The following is a 17,893-nucleotide window of genomic DNA, read 5'->3' as shown; positions in this document are numbered from 1 at the left end:
TAAGTCAAACCCTTGTATTTTAAATACCGAAGCATTAATAATCATATTAAAACTCTAGCCTTTTATATTTTCAATAAATTGATCGAATAAATAAGAGGAATCATGTGGTCCAGGACTTGCTTCGGGATGGTATTGAACGGAGAAACAATTTTTGTTTTTCATACGCATACCTGCAACTGTTCCATCGTTTAGGTGAAGATGTGTGATTTCCAAATCAGGATGATTCTCTAACTCTTCTTTGTTTACGGCAAAACCATGATTTTGAGAAGTAACTTCGCCTTTTCCTGTAATCATGTTTTTTACGGGATGGTTTATCCCTCTGTGTCCATTAAACATTTTATACGTTGAAATTCCGTTTGCCAGACCAATTACTTGGTGTCCAAGACAAATCCCGAATAAAGGTTTATCGTTTTCAAGAATTTTTTTTGCTACTTGAATAGCCCCAGAAAGAGGCTCCGGATCACCAGGTCCATTCGATAAAAAATAGCCATCTGGATTAAATGCAGCTAAATCTTGGTAAGAAGAATCAAAAGGAAACACTTTAATATAGCAATCTCTTTTGGCCAAATTACGAAGGATATTGGTTTTAATCCCTAAGTCTAGCGCCGATATTTTATAGGTTGCATTTTCATCACCAAAGAAATAAGGTTCAGTAGTAGATACTTTAGAAGCTAATTCTAATCCTTTCATATCCGGGACTTTTGCCAAGGCAACTTTTAGCTCTTCAATTGGTGTTTCATCTGTACAAATTACCGCATTCATAGCACCATTCTCACGTATGTAACTTACCAGAGCACGTGTATCTACATCAGATATACAGATAAGGTTTTGTTTAATAAAATAGTCTTCTAAACTTCCTGAAGCGCCTTCACGAGAATAATTGAAGCTAAAGTTTTTACAAACTAAACCTGAAATTTTAATACTTTTTGATTCAACTTCCGAATCGTTTACTCCATAATTTCCAATATGCGCATTGGTGGCTACCATTAATTGACCAAAATAAGAAGGGTCAGTGAATATTTCTTGGTAACCCGTCATTCCTGTGTTAAAACAAACTTCCCCAAAAGTAGTTCCACTGATTCCAATAGACTTACCATGGAATATCGTTCCGTCACTTAATAAAAGAATTGCTTTTTGTCGTGTAGTATATTTCATTCGTTGATTTCTATTATTTTTTTAATAGTCTCATGTAACTCGAAAAAACGCGTTTCATGTGTAGTTAAATATTGTGCAAATTTAATTCTTTAAAGCAATGAATGCAACGTTTTTAAAATTTATATTTTAAACATTAAAACATACAAGGATTAAAGAAATACAGGTTCTAAAGTAAACATCCTATTTTTGAAATTTCTTATGGAAAACAATAGCCTTAATTAGCCCTGATTACTTCACTTAATTTCTATTTTCATTTGAGTTCAGTGAACTTCGTTTGAAGTGGCATCCTTTTTCTTGTTATTCGAACGAAGGAAGAATTACAAGAAAAAGATATAGCGAAAAGCAGGTCAAAAGTTCTTTAAACATATAATGTTGTGCTCCTGAAATTAAAAAAAATCAAAAAAAAAGGATAAACTAGTACTAGCTTATCCTTGATTTTTATTGAATGATTATTTTCATAACTATTCAGCACTCTCTGTAGTTGTTTCAGTTTCAGCAGCTGGAGCTTCATCAGTAGCTTCATCTTTCTTAGCTTTTCCACCACGACGGCTTTTTGCTTTTTTAACTTCTTTTTTACCACCATTGTAAAGTTCATTGAAATCTACTAATTCGATCATTGCCATATCAGCATTATCTCCTAAACGATTTCCAACTTTAATGATACGAGTGTATCCACCTGGACGGTCTCCTACTTTAGCAGCTACGTCTCTGAACAAGTCAGTTACCGCATATTTGCTACGTAAGTATCCAAAAACGATACGACGATTGTGCGTAGTATCCGCTTTTGATTTTGTTATTAAAGGCTCAACAAATTGTTTAAGCGCTTTTGCTTTAGCAACAGTAGTGTTAATACGTTTGTGCTCGATAAGAGAACAAGCCATATTAGCTAACATAGATTTTCTATGTGCAGTCTGTCTGCTTAAGTGATTGAATTTTTTTCCGTGTCTCATTGCTTTATGAAATTTAATCCGCCAAGGCGGATTAGATTATTCTTTATCTAGTTTGTATTTTGCTAAATCCATACCGAAGTTTAAATTTTTAACTGCTACAAGTTCATCAAGCTCAGTTAAAGATTTTTTACCAAAATTACGGAATTTCATTAGGTCATTTTTATTGAACGATACTAAATCACCAAGTGTATCAACTTCAGCCGCTTTCAAACAATTTAATGCTCTTACAGAAAGATCCATATCAACAAGCTTAGTTTTAAGCAATTGTCTCATATGCAATGACTCTTCGTCATAGGATTCTGTTTGTGCAATTTCGTCAGCCTCGAGTGTAATTCTTTCGTCAGAGAATAACATGAAATGGTGAATTAAAACTTTTGCAGCTTCAGTAAGGGCATCTTTTGGATTGATTGAACCATCCGTTTTTATTTCAAAAACTAATTTTTCATAATCTGTTTTTTGCTCTACACGGAAGTTTTCAATCGCATATTTTACATTTTTTACCGGAGTAAAAATTGAATCTGTAAAAATAGTTCCAATTGCAGCATTCTGTTTTTTGTTCTCTTCAGCAGGAACATATCCTCTACCTTTTTCGATTGTTAAATCGAAATTAAGTTTGATTTTGCTGTCTAAATTACAGATAACAAGTTCTGGATTCAAAACTTGGAAACCTGAAATAAATTTTTGAAAATCACCCGCTGTCAATTGATCTTTACCGGAAACAGAAATAGTAACTGATTCATTATCTATATCTTCAATTTGACGTTTGAAACGTACTTGTTTAAGATTAAGAATAATTTCGGTAACGTCCTCAACAACTCCTGAAATAGTAGAAAACTCATGATCTACACCTTCAATGCGAACAGATGTAATTGCATAACCTTCTAATGCTGAAAGCAAAACTCTTCTAAGTGCATTACCAACGGTCAATCCGTATCCTGGTTCTAAAGGTCTGAATTCAAATTTACCTTCAAAATCGGTTGAATCGATCATGATAACTTTATCGGGCTTCTGAAAATTAAATATTGCCATAAATTTCGACTAAGTCAATTATTATTTGTTGTACAACTCTACGATTAATTGTTCTTTGATGTTTTCTGGAATTTGAAGTCTAGCAGGAACAGTAACAAACGTACCTGATTTAGTTTCATTATTCCATGTAATCCACTCATAAACATGACTTGAATTTGATAAAGAACGCTCGATCGCTTCTATAGATTTAGATTTTTCACGAACCCCTACTACATCACCTGGTTTCAAGTGGTAAGAAGGAATATTTACATTTTCTCCGTTTACAGTAACATGTCTGTGTGATACGATTTGACGAGCACCACGTCTAGAAGGAGCAATACCCATTCTAAAAACAACGTTGTCTAATCTTGCTTCACACAATTGCAAAAGAACTTCACCAGTAACACCTTTGGTTGCTGATGCTTTTTCGAATAAGTTTCTGAATTGTTTTTCTAATATTCCGTAAGAATATTTAGCTTTTTGCTTTTCCATTAACTGGACAGCATATTCAGATTTTTTTCCTCTTTTTTTAGCCATCCCGTGTTGACCAGGTGGGTAATTTCTTTTTTCGAAAGCTTTATCGTCTCCGAAAATCGCTTCGCCAAATTTACGAGCGATTCTTGTACTAGGACCAGTATATCTTGCCATTTTAAATTGTTTAAGATTGAGATTATGAATTCAGGTCTTATCCTTCGATAATCGGTATTCAATCTAGGTTATACTATTGTTTTTTTTGAGTATTAAACTCTACGTCTTTTAGGAGGACGACATCCGTTGTGAGGCATTGGAGTAACATCAATAATTTCAGTCACTTCAATTCCACCGTTATGCAAAGAACGGATAGCAGACTCACGTCCGTTTCCTGGTCCTTTAACATAAACCTTTACTTTTTTAAGTCCAGCTTCAAGAGCTACTTTACTACAATCTTCTGCTGCCATTTGGGCTGCGTATGGAGTGTTCTTTTTAGAACCTCTAAAACCCATTTTACCAGCTGAAGACCAAGAAATAACTTCACCTTTTTTGTTAGTCAAAGAAATGATGATATTGTTAAAAGTAGCAGAAATATGAGCTTCTCCCGTTGATTCAACGATAACTTTACGTTTTTTTGCAGTTGCTTTAGCCATATTACTTATTATTTAGTTGCTTTTTTCTTGTTGGCAACAGTTTTTCTCTTACCTTTTCTTGTTCTAGAGTTGTTTTTAGTTCTTTGTCCTCTTAATGGAAGACCAGTTCTATGACGGATACCTCTATAACATCCAATATCCATTAAACGTTTGATGTTTAAAGAAACTTCAGAACGTAATTCTCCTTCAATTTTGAAAGTTGATACTGCTTCACGAATTGCTCCGATCTCATCATCATTCCAGTCTTGAACTTTTTTATCTTGGCTAACTTGAGCTTTTGCTAAAATCTCAATAGCTCTACTACTTCCTAATCCGAAGATATAGGTTAGTGCTATAACACCTCTCTTATTTTTTGGGATATCTACCCCTGCTATTCTTGCCATAACTATCCTTGTCTTTGTTTAAATCTAGGATTCTTTTTGTTTATTACGTACAATCTCCCTTTTCTTCGCACAATTTTGCACTCGGGACTTCTCTTTTTTACTGAAGCTCTAACTTTCATTTTGAATATCCTTTAATATCTATAAGTAATTCTTGCTTTTGACAAATCGTAAGGGCTCATTTCTAGTTTCACTTTATCACCAGGTAATAATTTGATGTAATGCATACGCATTTTTCCAGATATATGGGCGATTACAATATGTCCATTTTCTAACTCTACACGGAACATCGCATTTGATAATGCTTCAATGATCGAACCGTCTTGTTCTATTGCTGATTGTTTTGCCATAAGTTAAGCTACTGCTTTTCTATTTTTACCACTCTTCATTAAACCGTCATAATGTTTGTTTAACAAATATGAATTGATTTGTTGAATTGTATCTATGGCAACACCAACCATAATTATTAATGAAGTACCTCCAAAAAACATTGCCCAAGATTGTTGAACATCCATAAGACTCACAACAATTGCTGGGAACACAGCGATCAAGGCAAGAAATAAAGATCCTGGAAAAGTTATTAAAGACATCACTTTGTCAAGAAAATCAGAAGTTTCAACTCCAGGCCTTACACCAGGAATAAAACCACCACTTCTCTTTAAATCATCAGACATCTTATTAGTAGGAACTGTAATTGCAGTATAAAAGAAGGTAAATACAACGATTAAAGTTGCAAAAACAAAATTATACCAAAACCCAAACATATTACTAAACGCGCCAACAATTGATTGAGATGCATCTGATTTTGACAAACCTGCTACTGCAGCAGGAATAAACATAATTGCCTGTGCAAAGATAATAGGCATAACTCCAGAAGCATTAAGCTTTAAAGGAATCCATTGTCTATTTCCACCCATTAAATCTTGTTCGTAATCTCCTGACGAAGTACGACGAGCGTACTGAACAGGTATTTTTCGAACTGCCATTACAAGTAAAACGCAAGCAATAATAACCAATAACCAAATGATAATTTCAATAACCAATAACATTGGTCCACCATTATTATTAGTAACTCTGGTTGTAAACTCTTGGATAAAAGCCTGAGGGAATCTAGCCAAAATACCAACCATAATCAACAATGATATACCGTTACCAATACCTTTATCAGTAATTTTTTCTCCTAACCACATGGCGAATACCGTCCCTGTAACTAAGATAATTACTGAAGAAAATAAAAATTCAAATGAATCAAATCCTAACAAAAAAGCACTACTAGGCAAAGTCCTATACAAATTATAAATGTACGTTGGCCCTTGAACCAGTGTAATACCTATTGTCAACCAACGGGTAATTTGATTAATCTTTTTTCTACCACTTTCACCGTCACTTTGAAGCTTTTGCAAATATGGAATCGCAATTCCCATTAACTGAACAACAATAGATGCAGAAATATATGGCATTATACCTAAAGCAAAAACCGAAGCTTTAGAGAAAGCACCTCCCGTAAACATGTCTAGAATAGATCCAATACCATTTTTGGTTTGGCCAGCTAAACTGTTTAATTGAGTTGCATCAATTCCAGGAAGTGTAACGTGTGCTCCAAAACGATAAACTAAAAGAAGTCCTAAAGTGATTAGGATTCTATTTTTTAGTTCCTCAATTTTCCAAACATTACTTAATGATTCAATAAATTTCTTCATCTTATTAGAAAAATTATATTGTTACAGCTTCTCCACCAGCAGCTTCAATAGCAGCTTTTGCAGTAGCAGTAAATTTGTGAGCAGTTACTTTTAATTTCGCTGTCAATTCTCCTCTTCCTAAAATCTTAACGATTTCATTTTTAGTAGCCAAACGATTAGCAACATAAACTGTCATATCAACAGCATCTGTTATCACACCATTATCTACTAATAATTGAAGTGTATCTAGATTAACACCTTCGTATTCTTTACGATTGATGTTTGTGAAACCAAACTTAGGCACACGTCTTTGAAGTGGCATTTGACCACCTTCAAAACCAATCTTTTTAGAATAACCAGAACGAGATTTTGCTCCTTTGTGTCCTCTTGCCGAAGTACCACCTTTTCCAGAACCTTCTCCTCTACCTAATCTTTTATTTTGATTGTGTGTAGAACCTTCAGCAGGTTGTAAGTTACTTAAATTCATAACAGTATTTGTTATTTAGTTTCTTCAACAGAAACTAAGTGTTTAACTTTATTTATCATCCCAAGGATTGTAGGGTTTGAATCATGCTCTACAACTTGTCCCATTTTACGTAGACCTAAAGCTTCTAATCCTCTCTTTTGAGAAAGAGGACAGTTGATTTTGCTTCTAACTTGTTTTACTAATAATTTAGCCATAATTTCCTTGAATTAACCTTTAAAAACTTTTTCTAAAGAAACGCCTCTTTGTTTTGCAACAGTATAAGCACTTCTCATTTGTAATAAAGCATCAAAAGTTGCTTTTACTACGTTGTGAGGATTTGAAGATCCTTGAGATTTAGATAATACATCATGAATTCCAACTGATTCAAGAACTGAACGAACAGCTCCACCAGCAATAACTCCAGTACCATGAGAGGCAGGAATTAAGAATACACGTGCACCACCAAATTTACCTTTTTGTTCGTGAGGAACTGATTTACCATTCAAAGGAATTTTTACTAAATTTTTCTTAGCATCTTCCACTGCTTTCGCAATTGCTTCAGAAACATCTTTAGATTTTCCTAATCCGTGTCCAACCACTCCATTTTCATCACCTACAACTACAATAGCAGAAAAACCAAAAGCTCTACCTCCCTTTGTAACCTTAGTAACACGATTTACACTTACCAAACGATCTTTTAATTCAAGACCACTTGGTTTTACTAACTCTACATTCTTGTATTTACTATTAGACATACTATATTAGAATTTAAGTCCAGCCGCTCTTGCGCCTTCCGCTAATGATTTAATACGACCGTGATACAAATAACCTCCTCTATCGAAAGTTATTACGTCTATCCCAGCTTTTAAAGCTTTTTCAGCAATTAGTTTTCCAACCGCTGTAGCAACTTCAATGTTCGTACCGTTACCTATTTCTTTTTCTCTTGAAGAAGCCGCCAATAAAGTAACTCCGTTTACATCATCAATAAGTTGAGCGTAAATTTCTTTGTTACTTCTGAATACAGATAGTCTTGGATTAGTAGCAGTACCACTAATACTTTTTCTAATTCTGAATCTAATTCTTTGTCTTCTTTCAGGTTTTGTTAATGACATAATCTTATTTTTTAAGCTGATTTACCTGCTTTTCTTCTTAATACTTCACCTACAAATTTAACACCTTTTCCTTTGTACGGCTCTGGCTTACGAAAACCTCTAATTTTCGCTGCTACCTGACCTAAAAGTTGTTTGTCAAATGATGTTAATTTCACAATTGGGTTTTTCCCCTTTTCAGAGATCGTTTCCAAAACAACTTCTGGAGCAATTTCTAAAACAATATTGTGAGAGTAACCAAGTGCTAAATCTAATTTTTGTCCTTGATTTGAAGCTCTATAACCAACTCCTACCAATTCTAATGACTTAGTAAAACCATCTGTTACACCGATAATCATGTTATTGATTAAAGATCTGTACAAACCATGTTTTGCTCTTTGGTCTTTGTGATCAGACGATCTGTCAACTTGAACTTGACCATCTTCAACTGTAACAGTAACGTCCGAAAACTCCTGAGTTAGTTGACCATTTTTTCCTTTTACTGTAATAATACCATTTGCAACTTCAACAGTTACACCAGCAGGGATTACAACCGGACTTTTACCTATTCTTGACATCTTATATAGTCTTTAAATTAGTATACGTAACAAATTACTTCACCACCAACATTTAACTGTCTGGCTTTCTTTCCTGTCATCAAACCTTTTGATGTAGAAACAATAGCAATTCCTAATCCATTAAGGATTCTTGGAATAGTTGAAGAACTTGAATATTTACGTAAACCTGGTTTACTAATTCTTTGGATATCTTTAATTACAGACTCTTTAGTATCTTTATCATACTTCAAAGCAATTTTGATTGAACCCTGAACAGCGTTGTCTTCAAATTTGTAACTCAAGATATAACCTTGATCAAATAAGATCTTAGTTATTTCTTTTTTTAGATTAGATGCAGGAATTTCAACAACTTTGTGGTTTGCAGCCACAGCGTTACGAACTCTTGTCAAATAATCAGCAATAGGATCTGTATACATGTGTATTAATTTGCGGTTTTGGTTTTCAACAAACTATTTGTCGAACCTGAAACCAATTTATAAATGTTTATGATACAGACAAAACGTAAGTAATGTCTGTATCAGGACGCAATAAATTACGTCTTACCAAGATGCTTTTTTAACACCAGGTATCAATCCGTTATTTGCCATTTCACGAAATGTAACACGTGAAAGACCGAATTGACGCATATACCCTCTCGGTCTACCTGTTAATTTACAACGATTGTGTAAACGAACTGGCGAAGCATTTTTTGGTAACTTTTGCAAACCTACGAAATCTCCAGCTTCTAACAAAGCTTTTCTTTTCTCAGCATACTTAGCTACTGTTTTTTCTCTCTTAACCTCGCGGGCTTTCATTGATTCTTTAGCCATGTCTTAATTCTTTTTAAAAGGTAATCCTAATTCTGTCAATAGAGACTTTGCTTCTTTATCTGTTTTTGCACTAGTTACAAAAGAGATATCCATTCCTGAAATTTTGTTTACTTTGTCAATATCAATTTCTGGGAAAATGATTTGTTCCAAAACTCCAAGGTTGTAATTTCCTCTTCCGTCAAAACCAGTAGCTTTAATACCACTGAAATCTCTTACACGTGGTAAAGCTGAAGTAATAAGTCTATCTAAAAACTCATACATTCTTTCTCCACGCAAAGTAACTTTTGCTCCAATAGGCATCCCTTTTCTCAATTTGAATGACGCAACGTCTTTCTTTGAAATTGTAGATACTGCTTTCTGTCCAGTGATCTTCGTTAACTCATCAACCGCATAGTCGATTAGTTTTTTATCAGATACAGCTGCACCAACTCCTTTACTTAAAACGATTTTTTCCAATTTTGGAACTTGCATTACGTTTACGTATCCGAATTCCTCTTTAAGAGCAGCAATTACTCTGCTCTTATATTCTTCTTTTAGTCTAGGTATATACGCCATTACTATAGTACTTGATTAGATTTTTTTGAAAATCTTACTTTCTTATCTCCTTCTACTCTAATACCCACTCTAGTTGTTTCCTTAGTTTTAGGATCAATTAAAGAAATATTAGATATTTGTATAGAAGCTTCTTTCTTTACAATACCACCTTGAGGGCTTTTTGCACTAGGTTTCGTATGTTTTGAAACCATGTTTACACCTTCTACAATCGCTTTGTTTTTCTCGCGGTAAACACGTAATACTTTACCTTCAGCACCTTTATGGTCTCCAGCAATTACTCTTACGATGTCACCTGATTTTATTTTTAGCTTTATCATCTTAAAACGAATTAAAGCACTTCTGGTGCTAATGATACAATTTTCATGAATTGTTTTTCACGAAGTTCTCTTGCTACCGGACCAAAAACACGAGTTCCTCTCATTTCACCAGCAGCATTTAATAACACACATGCGTTGTCATCAAATCTAATGTATGAACCATCGGCTCTTCTTACTTCTTTTTTGGTACGTACAACAACTGCAGTTGAAACAGCTCCTTTTTTAACGCTTCCGTTAGGAGCAGTATCTTTGATAGAAACTACAATCTTGTCACCAACAGAGGCATACCTTCTTTTGGTACCTCCTAAAACACGGATAGTTAAAACTTCCTTTGCTCCAGTGTTATCTGCTACTTTTAGTCTTGATTCTTGTTGTACCATAATTATTTAGCTCTTTCTAGGATTTCAACTAACCTCCAACATTTTGTTTTACTCATAGGACGCGTTTCGCTAATCCTTACAGTATCTCCAATGTTGCAGTCGTTCTTTTCGTCGTGTGCGTGATACTTTTTAGTTTTCAACACGAACTTACCGTATAATGGGTGTTTAACTTTACGCACTTCTGCAACAACAATAGATTTATCCATTTTGTCCGAAGTTACAACACCAACTCTTTCTTTTCTTAAATTTCTTTTTTCTTCCATCTTTCAGCAGATTACAATTATTGCAACTCTCTTTTAGTAAGTTCCGTAGCTAATCTTGCAACTGTTCTTCTTACACTTCTAATTTGAAGTGGATTCTCAATTGGAGAAATAGCGTGAGCCATTTTTAGGTCGGCATATGCCTTCTTAGTCTGGCTAAGTTTTTCTTGCAACTCCGCTGCAGAAAGATCTTTTATTTCTGATTGTTTCATAATATAATATAAATTATGCTTCGAAATCTCTAGCAACAACGAATTTAGTTTTTACTGGAAGCTTTTGAGCCGCAAGACGTAACGCCTCTTTTGCAACTGACAAAGGTACTCCTCCAACTTCAAACATAATTCTTCCGGGTTTAACAACAGCAGCCCAATATTCAACGGCTCCTTTTCCTTTACCCATACGTACCTCAAGAGGTTTCTTAGTAATTGGTTTGTCTGGAAATATTTTGATCCATAATTGTCCCTCTCTCTTCATAAAACGAGTTGCAGCGATACGCGCAGCTTCGATTTGACGAGAAGTTAAGAACATTCCATCTTCATGTACAGATTTAATACCAAACATTCCATTAGAAAGTTCATGTCCTCTTTGAGAATTTCCTTTCATTTTACCCTTTTGTACCTTACGGTATTTTGTTCTTTTAGGCTGTAACATTTTTCTTTAGTTTAAAAATTTACTTTCTTTTACGAGCGTCTGGTTTTCCACCTTTATTAAAAGGCTTTCTATCTCCTCTAGGAGACTCGCCACCTTTACCACCACCAGTTCCGGATTGTTTTTTATCCATTCCTGCAAGCGGAGAAAGATCTCTCTTTCCATAAACTTCACCTTTCATGATCCACACTTTGATTCCCATTCTACCATAAGTAGTATGAGCTTCAGCCAAAGCATAATCAATATCAGCTCTGAAAGTTGATAGAGGAATTCTACCTTCTTTGAAACCTTCTGAACGTGCCATCTCAGCACCATTCAAACGACCAGAAATCAAAACTTTGATACCTTCTGCGTTCATACGCATAGAAGCAGCAATAGCCATTTTGATTGCACGTCTGTAAGAAATTCTGCTTTCGATTTGACGACAGATGCTTGTAGCAACTAGATACGCGTCAAGTTCAGGTCTTTTAATTTCAAAAATGTTGATTTGAACCTCTTTGTCAGTAATTTTCTTAAGTTCTTCTTTCAACTTGTCTACCTCTTGTCCACCTTTTCCGATAATAATACCAGGTCTTGCAGTAGTGATAGTAACGGTTACAAGTTTTAAAGTTCTCTCGATGATTACTTTTGATACACTAGCTTTTGATAAACGAGCATGGATATACTTTCTGATTTTGTGATCTTCGGCAAGTTTATCACCATAATCATTTCCACCATACCAGTTTGAGTCCCATCCTCTGATGATACCAAGTCTATTTCCAATTGGATTTGTCTTTTGTCCCATGCTTAAGAATTGCTTTGTGTGTTATTGATAGCTCCTAGCACGATTGTTACGTGGTTAGAACGTTTTCTAATTCTGTGTGCTCTTCCTTGCGGTGCTGGACGAAGTCTTTTCAACATCATTCCACCATCAACACGGATTTCCTTAACAAATAAACCTGCTTCTTCCATATTAGCTTCAGGGTTTTTTGCTTGCCAGTTGGCAATTACAGATAAAACCAATTTTTCTAATTTTCTTGAAGCTTCTTTAGAACTGAATCTTAAGATGTTAAGTGCTCTTTCTACCTTCTGACCTCTTACTAGATCTGCTACTAAGCGCATTTTTCTAGGTGAAGTAGGGCAGTTATTTAACTTTGCGAAGGCCAAAGACTTATTAGCCTCTTTTCTTGCATCTGCTGTTTCTCTTTTACGAACTCCCATTGCTTCTTATTTTTTACCTTTATTTTTTGCTCCAGCATGACCTCTAAAAGATCTAGTTGGTGAAAATTCTCCTAATTTGTGACCTACCATATTTTCTGTTACGTAAACTGGTACAAATTGACGACCGTTATGAACTGCGATAGTTTGTCCAACAAAGTCTGGAGTAATCATAGAAGCTCTAGACCATGTCTTAACCACTCCTTTGCTTCCACCTGCAATGTTTTCCTGAACTTTCTTGTCTAACTTATAATGAACGAAAGGTCCTTTTTTTAATGAACGTGCCATATCTTATTATTTCTTTCTACGTTCTACGATATACTTGTTACTCGGGTTTTTCTTAGAACGAGTTCTATAACCTTTAGCTGGTATTCCATTTCTTGAACGTGGATGTCCACCAGAAGAACGTCCTTCACCACCACCCATTGGGTGATCGACAGGGTTCATTGCAACAGGTCTTGTTCTAGGTCTTCTTCCTAACCATCTTGTTCTACCAGCTTTTCCTGATACAACTAATTGGTGATCTGAATTAGAAACCGCTCCAATTGTAGCCGAACAAGTCAACAAGATTAATCTTGTTTCTCCAGAAGGCATTTTAATTGTAGCATATTTTCCATCTCTTGCCATTAATTGAGCAAATGTTCCAGCAGAACGAGCGATTACCGCCCCTTGACCTGGTCTCAATTCGATACAAGAAATAACAGTTCCAAGTGGAACTCTACTTAAAGGTAAAGTATTACCAATCTCCGGTTGAGATTCTGGACCAGAAACTAATTTCTGACCAACTTTCAATCCGTTTTGAGCAATAACATACGTTTTCTCTCCATCAGCATACGCTAACAAAGCGATAAATGCAGTACGATTTGGATCATATTCAATTGATTTAACCGTAGCTGGAATTCCTTCTTTTGTACGTTTAAAATCAATGATACGATATCTCTGCTTGTGACCACCACCCGTATAACGCATGGTCATCTTTCCTTGACTATTTCTACCACCAGAGTTTTTTATCGGCGCTATCAAAGAGCGTTCCGGCTTATCAGTTGTAATGGCGTCATAACCATTCACAACTCTAAATCGCTGACCTGGGGTAATAGGTTTTAATTTTCTTACTGACATTTTATCTTAGATATTGTTGTAAAAATCAATTGTTTCTCCTTCTTGTACTTGAACAATTGCTTTTTTAATTGCATTAGTCTTTCCACTGATTAAACCACTTTTAGTGTATTTAGTAGTTCTATCCGGTCTTACGTTCATGGTGTTAACACTCAAAACAGTTACTCCATAAGCAGCTTCAACAGCTTTCTTAATTTGTACTTTGTTTGCTTTTTTGTCAACAACAAATCCGAAGCGGTTTAAAACTTCACTTTCTTTGGTTACTTTTTCCGTTACTATAGGCTTAATTATGATGCTCATATCCTATTATTTACTTAAATTTTCTTCAATTATCTCCAAAGAACTCTCTAAAAGCACTAAATTATTAGCGTTTAAAATAGCATAAGTGCTTAATTCTAAGCTACTTACCACGCTAGAGCCTTTTAAATTGCGTGACGACAAATATACATTTTTATTTGTATCACCCAAGACAAACAGGGATTTTTTATTTTCTAACTCTAAAGCTTTCAAAACGTTGATGAAATTTTTAGTGTTTGGTGTTTCAAATTCAAAGTCTGCAAGAACGATAATGTTCGATTCTTTTGCTTTAATTGAGAAAGCAGATTTTCTTGCCAAACGTTTCAAGCTTTTATTCAATTTGAATGAATAACTTCTTGGTCTTGGCCCGAAAACTGTTCCACCACCTTTAAACAATGGATTCTTTGCACTACCTGCACGAGCAGTACCAGTTCCTTTTTGTTTTTTAATCTTACGCGTACTTCCCGCAACTTCAGCTCTTTCTTTAGCTTTGTGCGTTCCTTGTCTTTGATTAGCAAGATATTGCTTTACATCAAGGTATACTGCGTGATTGTTTGGTTCTATACCAAATACTGAATCAGAAAGTTGAACTTTTCTTCCAGTATCTTTTCCGTTGAAATCTAATACTTTTGCTTCCATTACTTCTGAATGATTACATAAGAGTTGTTACATCCAGGAACACATCCTTTAATAACAAGTAGGTTCTTTTCAGCAACTACTTTTAAAACTCTAAGGTTTTGAACTTTTACATTGTCTCCTCCCATTCTTCCAGCCATACGCATTCCTTTGAATACTCTAGATGGATAAGAAGAAGCTCCTACAGAACCTGGCGCTCTTAAACGGTTGTGTTGACCGTGAGTTGCTTGACCAACACCACCAAAACCGTGACGTTTTACAACCCCCTGAAAACCTTTACCTTTAGATACACCTTGTACATCTACAAATTCTCCTTCTTGAAAAATAGAAACATCAATAAGATCTCCTAAATTTTGTTCTGTTGCGAAATCTCGGAATTCAACGACTTTTTTCTTAGCTACAGTTCCCGCTTTTTTAAAGTGACCTAAAGCCGCTTTTGTGGAATGTTTCTCGTTTTTGTCATCGAAACCAAGTTGCAACGCTTCGTACCCGTCAACACCTTTGGTTCTGACTTGGGTAACAACACATGGTCCAGCTTCGATTACTGTACAAGGAATATTCTTCCCGTTCTCGTCGAAAATGCTAGTCATGCCGATTTTTTTACCAATTAACCCAGACATAATTATTAATTATTAATTATTAAATATAAATATAGAACGCAGCTTTTAACCGAATCCTATTTTTTTAGTGGGTGCAAATGTATAACTTATTTACACACAAACCAAAAAATAATTTCGATTAAAAACAGCGTCCTTTTTTACTCTTAAACTACTTAAACTTTGATTTCAACTTCAACTCCACTTGGCAATTCAAGTTTCATTAAAGCATCAATAGTTTTAGATGAAGATGAATAAATGTCAATTAATCTCTTGTATGACATTACTTCAAATTGCTCTCTCGCTTTTTTGTTAACGTGTGGAGAACGTAGTACAGTGAAAAGTTTTTTGTGAGTTGGTAATGGAATTGGTCCTGTTACTACCGCACCGGTACTTTTTACAGTTTTTACAATCTTTTCAGCAGACTTGTCTACCAACATGTGATCGTAAGATTTTAATTTTATTCTGATTTTTTGACTCATTTTCTTAAAGATTAAGCGTTTCCTTTTGCTTTTTTGATAACTGCTTCCGAAATATTCGAAGGAGTTTCAGCGTAATGTGAAAATTCCATTGTTGATGTTGCACGACCTGAAGACAAAGTTCTTAAAGTAGTAACATAACCAAACATTTCTGATAATGGCACATCTGCTTTAATAGTTTTAGCACCATTTCTGTCACCCATATCATTCACCTGACCTCTACGACGGTTGATATCACCTACGATATCCCCCATGTTTTCTTCTGGTGTAATAACTTCCATTTTCATGATAGGCTCAAGAATAACAGCACCTGCAGCACGACCTGACTCTCTGTAACCCATTCTTGCAGCTAACTCAAAAGAAAGCGCATCTGAATCGACAGGGTGAAAAGATCCGTCTAATAAAGTCACTTTCAAACTATCTACTTGGTATCCTGCTAAAGGACCTGTTTTCATAGCCTCTCTGAAACCTTTTTCAACTGAAGGGATATATTCTTTAGGAACGTTACCACCTTTTACTGCATTAATAAACTGCAATCCTACAGGAGCTTTACCGTCAACTAAATCCGCTGGTTCGATTCTAAATACGATATCACCGAATTTACCACGACCACCTGATTGTTTCTTGTACGTTTCTCTGTGTTGTGCAGATTTAGTAAATGCTTCTTTATATTCAACTTGAGGTTCCCCTTGGTTCACTTCAACTTTAAATTCACGTTTCATTCTATCAACAAGGATATCTAAGTGAAGCTCACCCATACCTGATATAATAGTTTGACCTGAAGCCTCATCTGTTCTAACAGTAAATGTTGGATCTTCTTCCGCTAATTTAGCCAAAGCCATACCCATTTTATCTACGTCAGCCTTAGTTTTAGGTTCAATCGCAATACCAATAACCGGCGCAGGGAATTTCATGCTTTCTAAGATAATTGGGTGTTTTTCATCACACAATGTATCTCCAGTTTTGATATCTTTAAATCCTACTGCCGCTCCAATATCACCTGCTTCGATATAATCGATTGGGTTTTGCTTGTTAGCATGCATTTGGTAAATACGAGAAATTCTTTCTTTGTTTCCTGAACGTGTGTTCAATACATAAGAACCTGCATCTAAACGTCCTGAATAAGCACGGAAGAAAGCCAAACGACCTACGAATGGGTCAGTAGCAATTTTAAACGCTAAAGCAGCGAATGGCTCTTTAACATCTGGCTTACGCAAAATTTTAGTTTGATCTTCCTCTAATAAATCAGCATCATCAGGATGAATCCCTTCGATACCTTCTTTATCCATTGGAGATGGCAAATATTTACATACGGCATCTAACATGAACTGAACTCCTTTGTTTTTGAAAGAAGAACCAGCAATCATCGGAATGATAGCCATATCCATAGTAGCAGCTCTTAACGCAGTATTGATTTCTTCCTCTGTAATAGAGTCTTCATCTTCCATGAATTTTTCCAACAAATTTTCATCATAATCAGCTACTGCTTCAATAAGAATTGATCTGTATTCTTTCACTTCTGCTATCATATCCTCAGGAATAGGCACAATATCATATGTAGCACCCAAACCTTCTTCGTGCCATACAATAGCTTGATTTTTCACTAAATCAACCACACCTTTGAAGTCGTTTTCTTCACCTATTGGCAAAGTAATAGCAACTGCATTAGATTTCAACATGTCTCTAACTTGTTGACAAACCATCAAAAAGTTAGAACCTTGACGGTCCATTTTGTTTACGAAACCGATACGTGGTACTCTATATTGATCCGCAAGTCTCCAGTTCGTTTCTGATTGTGGCTCAACACCATCAACAGCACTAAACAAGAAAACCAACCCATCAAGCACACGCAAAGAACGATTTACTTCAACAGTAAAATCAACGTGTCCCGGGGTATCAATAATATTAAAGTGATACGGTAGTGTTTCCGGTAAAGGCACTCCTTGTGTAGTAGGGAAATTCCATTCACAAGTAGTTGCAGCAGAAGTAATTGTAATACCTCTTTCTTGCTCTTGCGCCATCCAGTCCATAGTTGCAGCACCATCGTGTACTTCACCTATTTTGTGTGATTTACCTGTATAGAATAATATACGCTCCGTTGTTGTTGTTTTACCAGCATCAATGTGAGCAGCAATTCCAATATTTCTTGTGTATTTTAGATCTCTAGCCATTTCT

General features: G+C 35.3%; 31 protein-coding genes. All 31 read right to left on the bottom strand.

The genetic code is table 11. The features are described from left to right. Nucleotides 1-54: 54 nt before the first annotated feature. The 31 genes from carA to fusA all read right to left on the bottom strand — a co-directional run bounded on the left by carA (nucleotide 55) and on the right by fusA (nucleotide 17,889). The gene (gene carA, locus ACM55M_RS09480) at nucleotides 55-1,155 is read right to left on the bottom strand and encodes a glutamine-hydrolyzing carbamoyl-phosphate synthase small subunit (RefSeq protein WP_416857332.1); all 1,101 of its coding nucleotides are present in this window, start codon (nucleotides 1,153-1,155) and stop codon (nucleotides 55-57) included. Between the two features lie 461 nt (nucleotides 1,156-1,616). Further along, nucleotides 1,617-2,105, bottom strand: coding sequence for a 50S ribosomal protein L17 (gene rplQ / locus ACM55M_RS09475; protein ID WP_416857331.1), 489 nt, complete (start codon nucleotides 2,103-2,105; stop codon nucleotides 1,617-1,619). Nucleotides 2,106-2,141: 36 nt separating this feature from the next. Next, nucleotides 2,142-3,134 (bottom strand): DNA-directed RNA polymerase subunit alpha, encoded by a 993-nt coding sequence (locus ACM55M_RS09470; protein WP_039110214.1) that lies wholly within the window; start codon nucleotides 3,132-3,134, stop codon nucleotides 2,142-2,144. 21 nt (nucleotides 3,135-3,155) lie between these two features. Next, entirely contained in the window at nucleotides 3,156-3,761 is a 606-nt protein-coding gene (gene rpsD, locus ACM55M_RS09465; RefSeq protein ID WP_416850248.1) for a 30S ribosomal protein S4, read from the bottom strand. A 92-nt stretch (nucleotides 3,762-3,853) separates the two neighbouring features. After that, nucleotides 3,854-4,237, bottom strand: a complete 384-nt coding sequence (gene rpsK / locus ACM55M_RS09460) for a 30S ribosomal protein S11 (protein ID WP_024981527.1) — start codon at nucleotides 4,235-4,237, stop codon at nucleotides 3,854-3,856. An 8-nt stretch (nucleotides 4,238-4,245) separates the two neighbouring features. Next, on the bottom strand, nucleotides 4,246-4,620 hold the full coding sequence (rpsM, locus tag ACM55M_RS09455; protein WP_416842889.1) for a 30S ribosomal protein S13: 375 nt from the start codon (nucleotides 4,618-4,620) through the stop codon (nucleotides 4,246-4,248). A gap of 2 nt (nucleotides 4,621-4,622) precedes the next feature. Next, a complete protein-coding gene (gene ykgO / locus ACM55M_RS09450) occupies nucleotides 4,623-4,739 on the bottom strand; it encodes a type B 50S ribosomal protein L36 (RefSeq protein WP_008992256.1) in 117 nt (38 codons plus the stop codon). A 12-nt stretch (nucleotides 4,740-4,751) separates the two neighbouring features. After that, on the bottom strand, nucleotides 4,752-4,967 hold the full coding sequence (infA, locus tag ACM55M_RS09445) for a translation initiation factor IF-1 (RefSeq protein ID WP_007136545.1): 216 nt from the start codon (nucleotides 4,965-4,967) through the stop codon (nucleotides 4,752-4,754). Nucleotides 4,968-4,970: 3 nt separating this feature from the next. Continuing rightward, a complete protein-coding gene (secY, locus tag ACM55M_RS09440; protein WP_416842888.1) occupies nucleotides 4,971-6,317 on the bottom strand; it encodes a preprotein translocase subunit SecY in 1,347 nt (448 codons plus the stop codon). 13 nt (nucleotides 6,318-6,330) lie between these two features. Further along, nucleotides 6,331-6,783 (bottom strand): 50S ribosomal protein L15, encoded by a 453-nt coding sequence (rplO, locus tag ACM55M_RS09435; protein WP_416842887.1) that lies wholly within the window; start codon nucleotides 6,781-6,783, stop codon nucleotides 6,331-6,333. Nucleotides 6,784-6,794: 11 nt separating this feature from the next. Beyond that, nucleotides 6,795-6,977, bottom strand: a complete 183-nt coding sequence (gene rpmD, locus ACM55M_RS09430; protein ID WP_166138180.1) for a 50S ribosomal protein L30 — start codon at nucleotides 6,975-6,977, stop codon at nucleotides 6,795-6,797. Nucleotides 6,978-6,989: 12 nt separating this feature from the next. Then, nucleotides 6,990-7,517, bottom strand: coding sequence for a 30S ribosomal protein S5 (gene rpsE, locus ACM55M_RS09425; RefSeq protein WP_073210380.1), 528 nt, complete (start codon nucleotides 7,515-7,517; stop codon nucleotides 6,990-6,992). A gap of 6 nt (nucleotides 7,518-7,523) precedes the next feature. Further along, nucleotides 7,524-7,874: a 50S ribosomal protein L18 gene (gene rplR, locus ACM55M_RS09420; RefSeq protein ID WP_416842885.1), complete on the bottom strand. Its 351-nt coding sequence runs from the start codon at nucleotides 7,872-7,874 to the stop codon at nucleotides 7,524-7,526. Nucleotides 7,875-7,885: 11 nt separating this feature from the next. Further along, complete coding sequence (rplF, locus tag ACM55M_RS09415; RefSeq protein WP_416842884.1) at nucleotides 7,886-8,428, bottom strand: 50S ribosomal protein L6; 543 nt, start codon at nucleotides 8,426-8,428, stop codon at nucleotides 7,886-7,888. A 17-nt stretch (nucleotides 8,429-8,445) separates the two neighbouring features. Then, a complete protein-coding gene (gene rpsH, locus ACM55M_RS09410) occupies nucleotides 8,446-8,844 on the bottom strand; it encodes a 30S ribosomal protein S8 (protein WP_035668108.1) in 399 nt (132 codons plus the stop codon). Nucleotides 8,845-8,967: 123 nt separating this feature from the next. Continuing rightward, nucleotides 8,968-9,237: a 30S ribosomal protein S14 gene (gene rpsN / locus ACM55M_RS09405; RefSeq protein ID WP_007136553.1), complete on the bottom strand. Its 270-nt coding sequence runs from the start codon at nucleotides 9,235-9,237 to the stop codon at nucleotides 8,968-8,970. Between the two features lie 3 nt (nucleotides 9,238-9,240). After that, on the bottom strand, nucleotides 9,241-9,792 hold the full coding sequence (gene rplE, locus ACM55M_RS09400) for a 50S ribosomal protein L5 (RefSeq protein WP_091173704.1): 552 nt from the start codon (nucleotides 9,790-9,792) through the stop codon (nucleotides 9,241-9,243). 2 nt (nucleotides 9,793-9,794) lie between these two features. Beyond that, on the bottom strand, nucleotides 9,795-10,109 hold the full coding sequence (gene rplX / locus ACM55M_RS09395) for a 50S ribosomal protein L24 (RefSeq protein WP_035668111.1): 315 nt from the start codon (nucleotides 10,107-10,109) through the stop codon (nucleotides 9,795-9,797). Nucleotides 10,110-10,120: 11 nt separating this feature from the next. Continuing rightward, complete coding sequence (rplN, locus tag ACM55M_RS09390; RefSeq protein ID WP_026717863.1) at nucleotides 10,121-10,489, bottom strand: 50S ribosomal protein L14; 369 nt, start codon at nucleotides 10,487-10,489, stop codon at nucleotides 10,121-10,123. 2 nt (nucleotides 10,490-10,491) lie between these two features. Next, complete coding sequence (gene rpsQ, locus ACM55M_RS09385; protein ID WP_039110222.1) at nucleotides 10,492-10,752, bottom strand: 30S ribosomal protein S17; 261 nt, start codon at nucleotides 10,750-10,752, stop codon at nucleotides 10,492-10,494. Nucleotides 10,753-10,769: 17 nt separating this feature from the next. Then, nucleotides 10,770-10,961 carry a 50S ribosomal protein L29 gene (rpmC, locus tag ACM55M_RS09380; protein ID WP_035668115.1) on the bottom strand — a complete coding sequence of 64 codons (192 nt, stop codon included), beginning with the start codon at nucleotides 10,959-10,961 and terminating at the stop codon, nucleotides 10,770-10,772. Between the two features lie 13 nt (nucleotides 10,962-10,974). Further along, the gene (gene rplP, locus ACM55M_RS09375; protein WP_007803637.1) at nucleotides 10,975-11,400 is read right to left on the bottom strand and encodes a 50S ribosomal protein L16; all 426 of its coding nucleotides are present in this window, start codon (nucleotides 11,398-11,400) and stop codon (nucleotides 10,975-10,977) included. A gap of 19 nt (nucleotides 11,401-11,419) precedes the next feature. Then, nucleotides 11,420-12,181: a 30S ribosomal protein S3 gene (gene rpsC / locus ACM55M_RS09370; RefSeq protein ID WP_416836432.1), complete on the bottom strand. Its 762-nt coding sequence runs from the start codon at nucleotides 12,179-12,181 to the stop codon at nucleotides 11,420-11,422. Nucleotides 12,182-12,183: 2 nt separating this feature from the next. Next, nucleotides 12,184-12,597 carry a 50S ribosomal protein L22 gene (rplV, locus tag ACM55M_RS09365; RefSeq protein ID WP_035668120.1) on the bottom strand — a complete coding sequence of 138 codons (414 nt, stop codon included), beginning with the start codon at nucleotides 12,595-12,597 and terminating at the stop codon, nucleotides 12,184-12,186. A 6-nt stretch (nucleotides 12,598-12,603) separates the two neighbouring features. After that, complete coding sequence (gene rpsS / locus ACM55M_RS09360) at nucleotides 12,604-12,882, bottom strand: 30S ribosomal protein S19 (RefSeq protein WP_416857330.1); 279 nt, start codon at nucleotides 12,880-12,882, stop codon at nucleotides 12,604-12,606. 6 nt (nucleotides 12,883-12,888) lie between these two features. Beyond that, on the bottom strand, nucleotides 12,889-13,713 hold the full coding sequence (rplB, locus tag ACM55M_RS09355) for a 50S ribosomal protein L2 (protein WP_035668122.1): 825 nt from the start codon (nucleotides 13,711-13,713) through the stop codon (nucleotides 12,889-12,891). 6 nt (nucleotides 13,714-13,719) lie between these two features. Then, nucleotides 13,720-14,010, bottom strand: a complete 291-nt coding sequence (gene rplW / locus ACM55M_RS09350; RefSeq protein ID WP_104000023.1) for a 50S ribosomal protein L23 — start codon at nucleotides 14,008-14,010, stop codon at nucleotides 13,720-13,722. A gap of 6 nt (nucleotides 14,011-14,016) precedes the next feature. Continuing rightward, nucleotides 14,017-14,646: a 50S ribosomal protein L4 gene (rplD, locus tag ACM55M_RS09345; RefSeq protein WP_113666973.1), complete on the bottom strand. Its 630-nt coding sequence runs from the start codon at nucleotides 14,644-14,646 to the stop codon at nucleotides 14,017-14,019. After that, nucleotides 14,646-15,263 carry a 50S ribosomal protein L3 gene (gene rplC, locus ACM55M_RS09340; protein WP_039110224.1) on the bottom strand — a complete coding sequence of 206 codons (618 nt, stop codon included), beginning with the start codon at nucleotides 15,261-15,263 and terminating at the stop codon, nucleotides 14,646-14,648. The genes rplD and rplC overlap by 1 nt, the downstream gene beginning before the upstream one ends. Nucleotides 15,264-15,415: 152 nt before the next feature. Beyond that, entirely contained in the window at nucleotides 15,416-15,721 is a 306-nt protein-coding gene (rpsJ, locus tag ACM55M_RS09335) for a 30S ribosomal protein S10 (RefSeq protein ID WP_011963470.1), read from the bottom strand. An 11-nt stretch (nucleotides 15,722-15,732) separates the two neighbouring features. Further along, the gene (gene fusA, locus ACM55M_RS09330; protein ID WP_416842883.1) at nucleotides 15,733-17,889 is read right to left on the bottom strand and encodes an elongation factor G; all 2,157 of its coding nucleotides are present in this window, start codon (nucleotides 17,887-17,889) and stop codon (nucleotides 15,733-15,735) included. Nucleotides 17,890-17,893 lie beyond the last annotated feature (4 nt).

Origin of the sequence: Flavobacterium galactosi (assembly GCF_048158585.1) — a bacterium.
GTDB lineage: Bacteria > Bacteroidota > Bacteroidia > Flavobacteriales > Flavobacteriaceae > Flavobacterium > Flavobacterium galactosi.
The sequence above is the reverse complement of the archived record's forward strand: the minus strand, read 5'-3'. Positions and strand labels throughout refer to the sequence as shown.

Excerpts from the sequence above, each read along its gene's own strand:
- carA (WP_416857332.1), bottom strand. The coding sequence starts at position 1,155 with ATGAAATATACTACACGACAAAAAGCAATTCTTTTATTAAGTGACGGA.
- rplQ (WP_416857331.1), bottom strand. The coding sequence starts at position 2,105 with ATGAGACACGGAAAAAAATTCAATCACTTAAGCAGACAGACTGCACAT.
- ACM55M_RS09470 (WP_039110214.1), bottom strand. The coding sequence starts at position 3,134 with ATGGCAATATTTAATTTTCAGAAGCCCGATAAAGTTATCATGATCGAT.
- rpsD (WP_416850248.1), bottom strand. The coding sequence starts at position 3,761 with ATGGCAAGATATACTGGTCCTAGTACAAGAATCGCTCGTAAATTTGGC.
- rpsK (WP_024981527.1), bottom strand. The coding sequence starts at position 4,237 with ATGGCTAAAGCAACTGCAAAAAAACGTAAAGTTATCGTTGAATCAACG.
- rpsM (WP_416842889.1), bottom strand. The coding sequence starts at position 4,620 with ATGGCAAGAATAGCAGGGGTAGATATCCCAAAAAATAAGAGAGGTGTT.
- ykgO (WP_008992256.1), bottom strand. The coding sequence starts at position 4,739 with ATGAAAGTTAGAGCTTCAGTAAAAAAGAGAAGTCCCGAGTGCAAAATT.
- infA (WP_007136545.1), bottom strand. The coding sequence starts at position 4,967 with ATGGCAAAACAATCAGCAATAGAACAAGACGGTTCGATCATTGAAGCA.
- secY (WP_416842888.1), bottom strand. The coding sequence starts at position 6,317 with ATGAAGAAATTTATTGAATCATTAAGTAATGTTTGGAAAATTGAGGAA.
- rplO (WP_416842887.1), bottom strand. The coding sequence starts at position 6,783 with ATGAATTTAAGTAACTTACAACCTGCTGAAGGTTCTACACACAATCAA.
- rpmD (WP_166138180.1), bottom strand. The coding sequence starts at position 6,977 with ATGGCTAAATTATTAGTAAAACAAGTTAGAAGCAAAATCAACTGTCCT.
- rpsE (WP_073210380.1), bottom strand. The coding sequence starts at position 7,517 with ATGTCTAATAGTAAATACAAGAATGTAGAGTTAGTAAAACCAAGTGGT.
- rplR (WP_416842885.1), bottom strand. The coding sequence starts at position 7,874 with ATGTCATTAACAAAACCTGAAAGAAGACAAAGAATTAGATTCAGAATT.
- rplF (WP_416842884.1), bottom strand. The coding sequence starts at position 8,428 with ATGTCAAGAATAGGTAAAAGTCCGGTTGTAATCCCTGCTGGTGTAACT.
- rpsH (WP_035668108.1), bottom strand. The coding sequence starts at position 8,844 with ATGTATACAGATCCTATTGCTGATTATTTGACAAGAGTTCGTAACGCT.
- rpsN (WP_007136553.1), bottom strand. The coding sequence starts at position 9,237 with ATGGCTAAAGAATCAATGAAAGCCCGCGAGGTTAAGAGAGAAAAAACA.
- rplE (WP_091173704.1), bottom strand. The coding sequence starts at position 9,792 with ATGGCGTATATACCTAGACTAAAAGAAGAATATAAGAGCAGAGTAATT.
- rplX (WP_035668111.1), bottom strand. The coding sequence starts at position 10,109 with ATGATAAAGCTAAAAATAAAATCAGGTGACATCGTAAGAGTAATTGCT.
- rplN (WP_026717863.1), bottom strand. The coding sequence starts at position 10,489 with ATGGTACAACAAGAATCAAGACTAAAAGTAGCAGATAACACTGGAGCA.
- rpsQ (WP_039110222.1), bottom strand. The coding sequence starts at position 10,752 with ATGGAAGAAAAAAGAAATTTAAGAAAAGAAAGAGTTGGTGTTGTAACT.
- rpmC (WP_035668115.1), bottom strand. The coding sequence starts at position 10,961 with ATGAAACAATCAGAAATAAAAGATCTTTCTGCAGCGGAGTTGCAAGAA.
- rplP (WP_007803637.1), bottom strand. The coding sequence starts at position 11,400 with ATGTTACAGCCTAAAAGAACAAAATACCGTAAGGTACAAAAGGGTAAA.
- rpsC (WP_416836432.1), bottom strand. The coding sequence starts at position 12,181 with ATGGGACAAAAGACAAATCCAATTGGAAATAGACTTGGTATCATCAGA.
- rplV (WP_035668120.1), bottom strand. The coding sequence starts at position 12,597 with ATGGGAGTTCGTAAAAGAGAAACAGCAGATGCAAGAAAAGAGGCTAAT.
- rpsS (WP_416857330.1), bottom strand. The coding sequence starts at position 12,882 with ATGGCACGTTCATTAAAAAAAGGACCTTTCGTTCATTATAAGTTAGAC.
- rplB (WP_035668122.1), bottom strand. The coding sequence starts at position 13,713 with ATGTCAGTAAGAAAATTAAAACCTATTACCCCAGGTCAGCGATTTAGA.
- rplW (WP_104000023.1), bottom strand. The coding sequence starts at position 14,010 with ATGAGCATCATAATTAAGCCTATAGTAACGGAAAAAGTAACCAAAGAA.
- rplD (WP_113666973.1), bottom strand. The coding sequence starts at position 14,646 with ATGGAAGCAAAAGTATTAGATTTCAACGGAAAAGATACTGGAAGAAAA.
- rplC (WP_039110224.1), bottom strand. The coding sequence starts at position 15,263 with ATGTCTGGGTTAATTGGTAAAAAAATCGGCATGACTAGCATTTTCGAC.
- rpsJ (WP_011963470.1), bottom strand. The coding sequence starts at position 15,721 with ATGAGTCAAAAAATCAGAATAAAATTAAAATCTTACGATCACATGTTG.
- fusA (WP_416842883.1), bottom strand. The coding sequence starts at position 17,889 with ATGGCTAGAGATCTAAAATACACAAGAAATATTGGAATTGCTGCTCAC.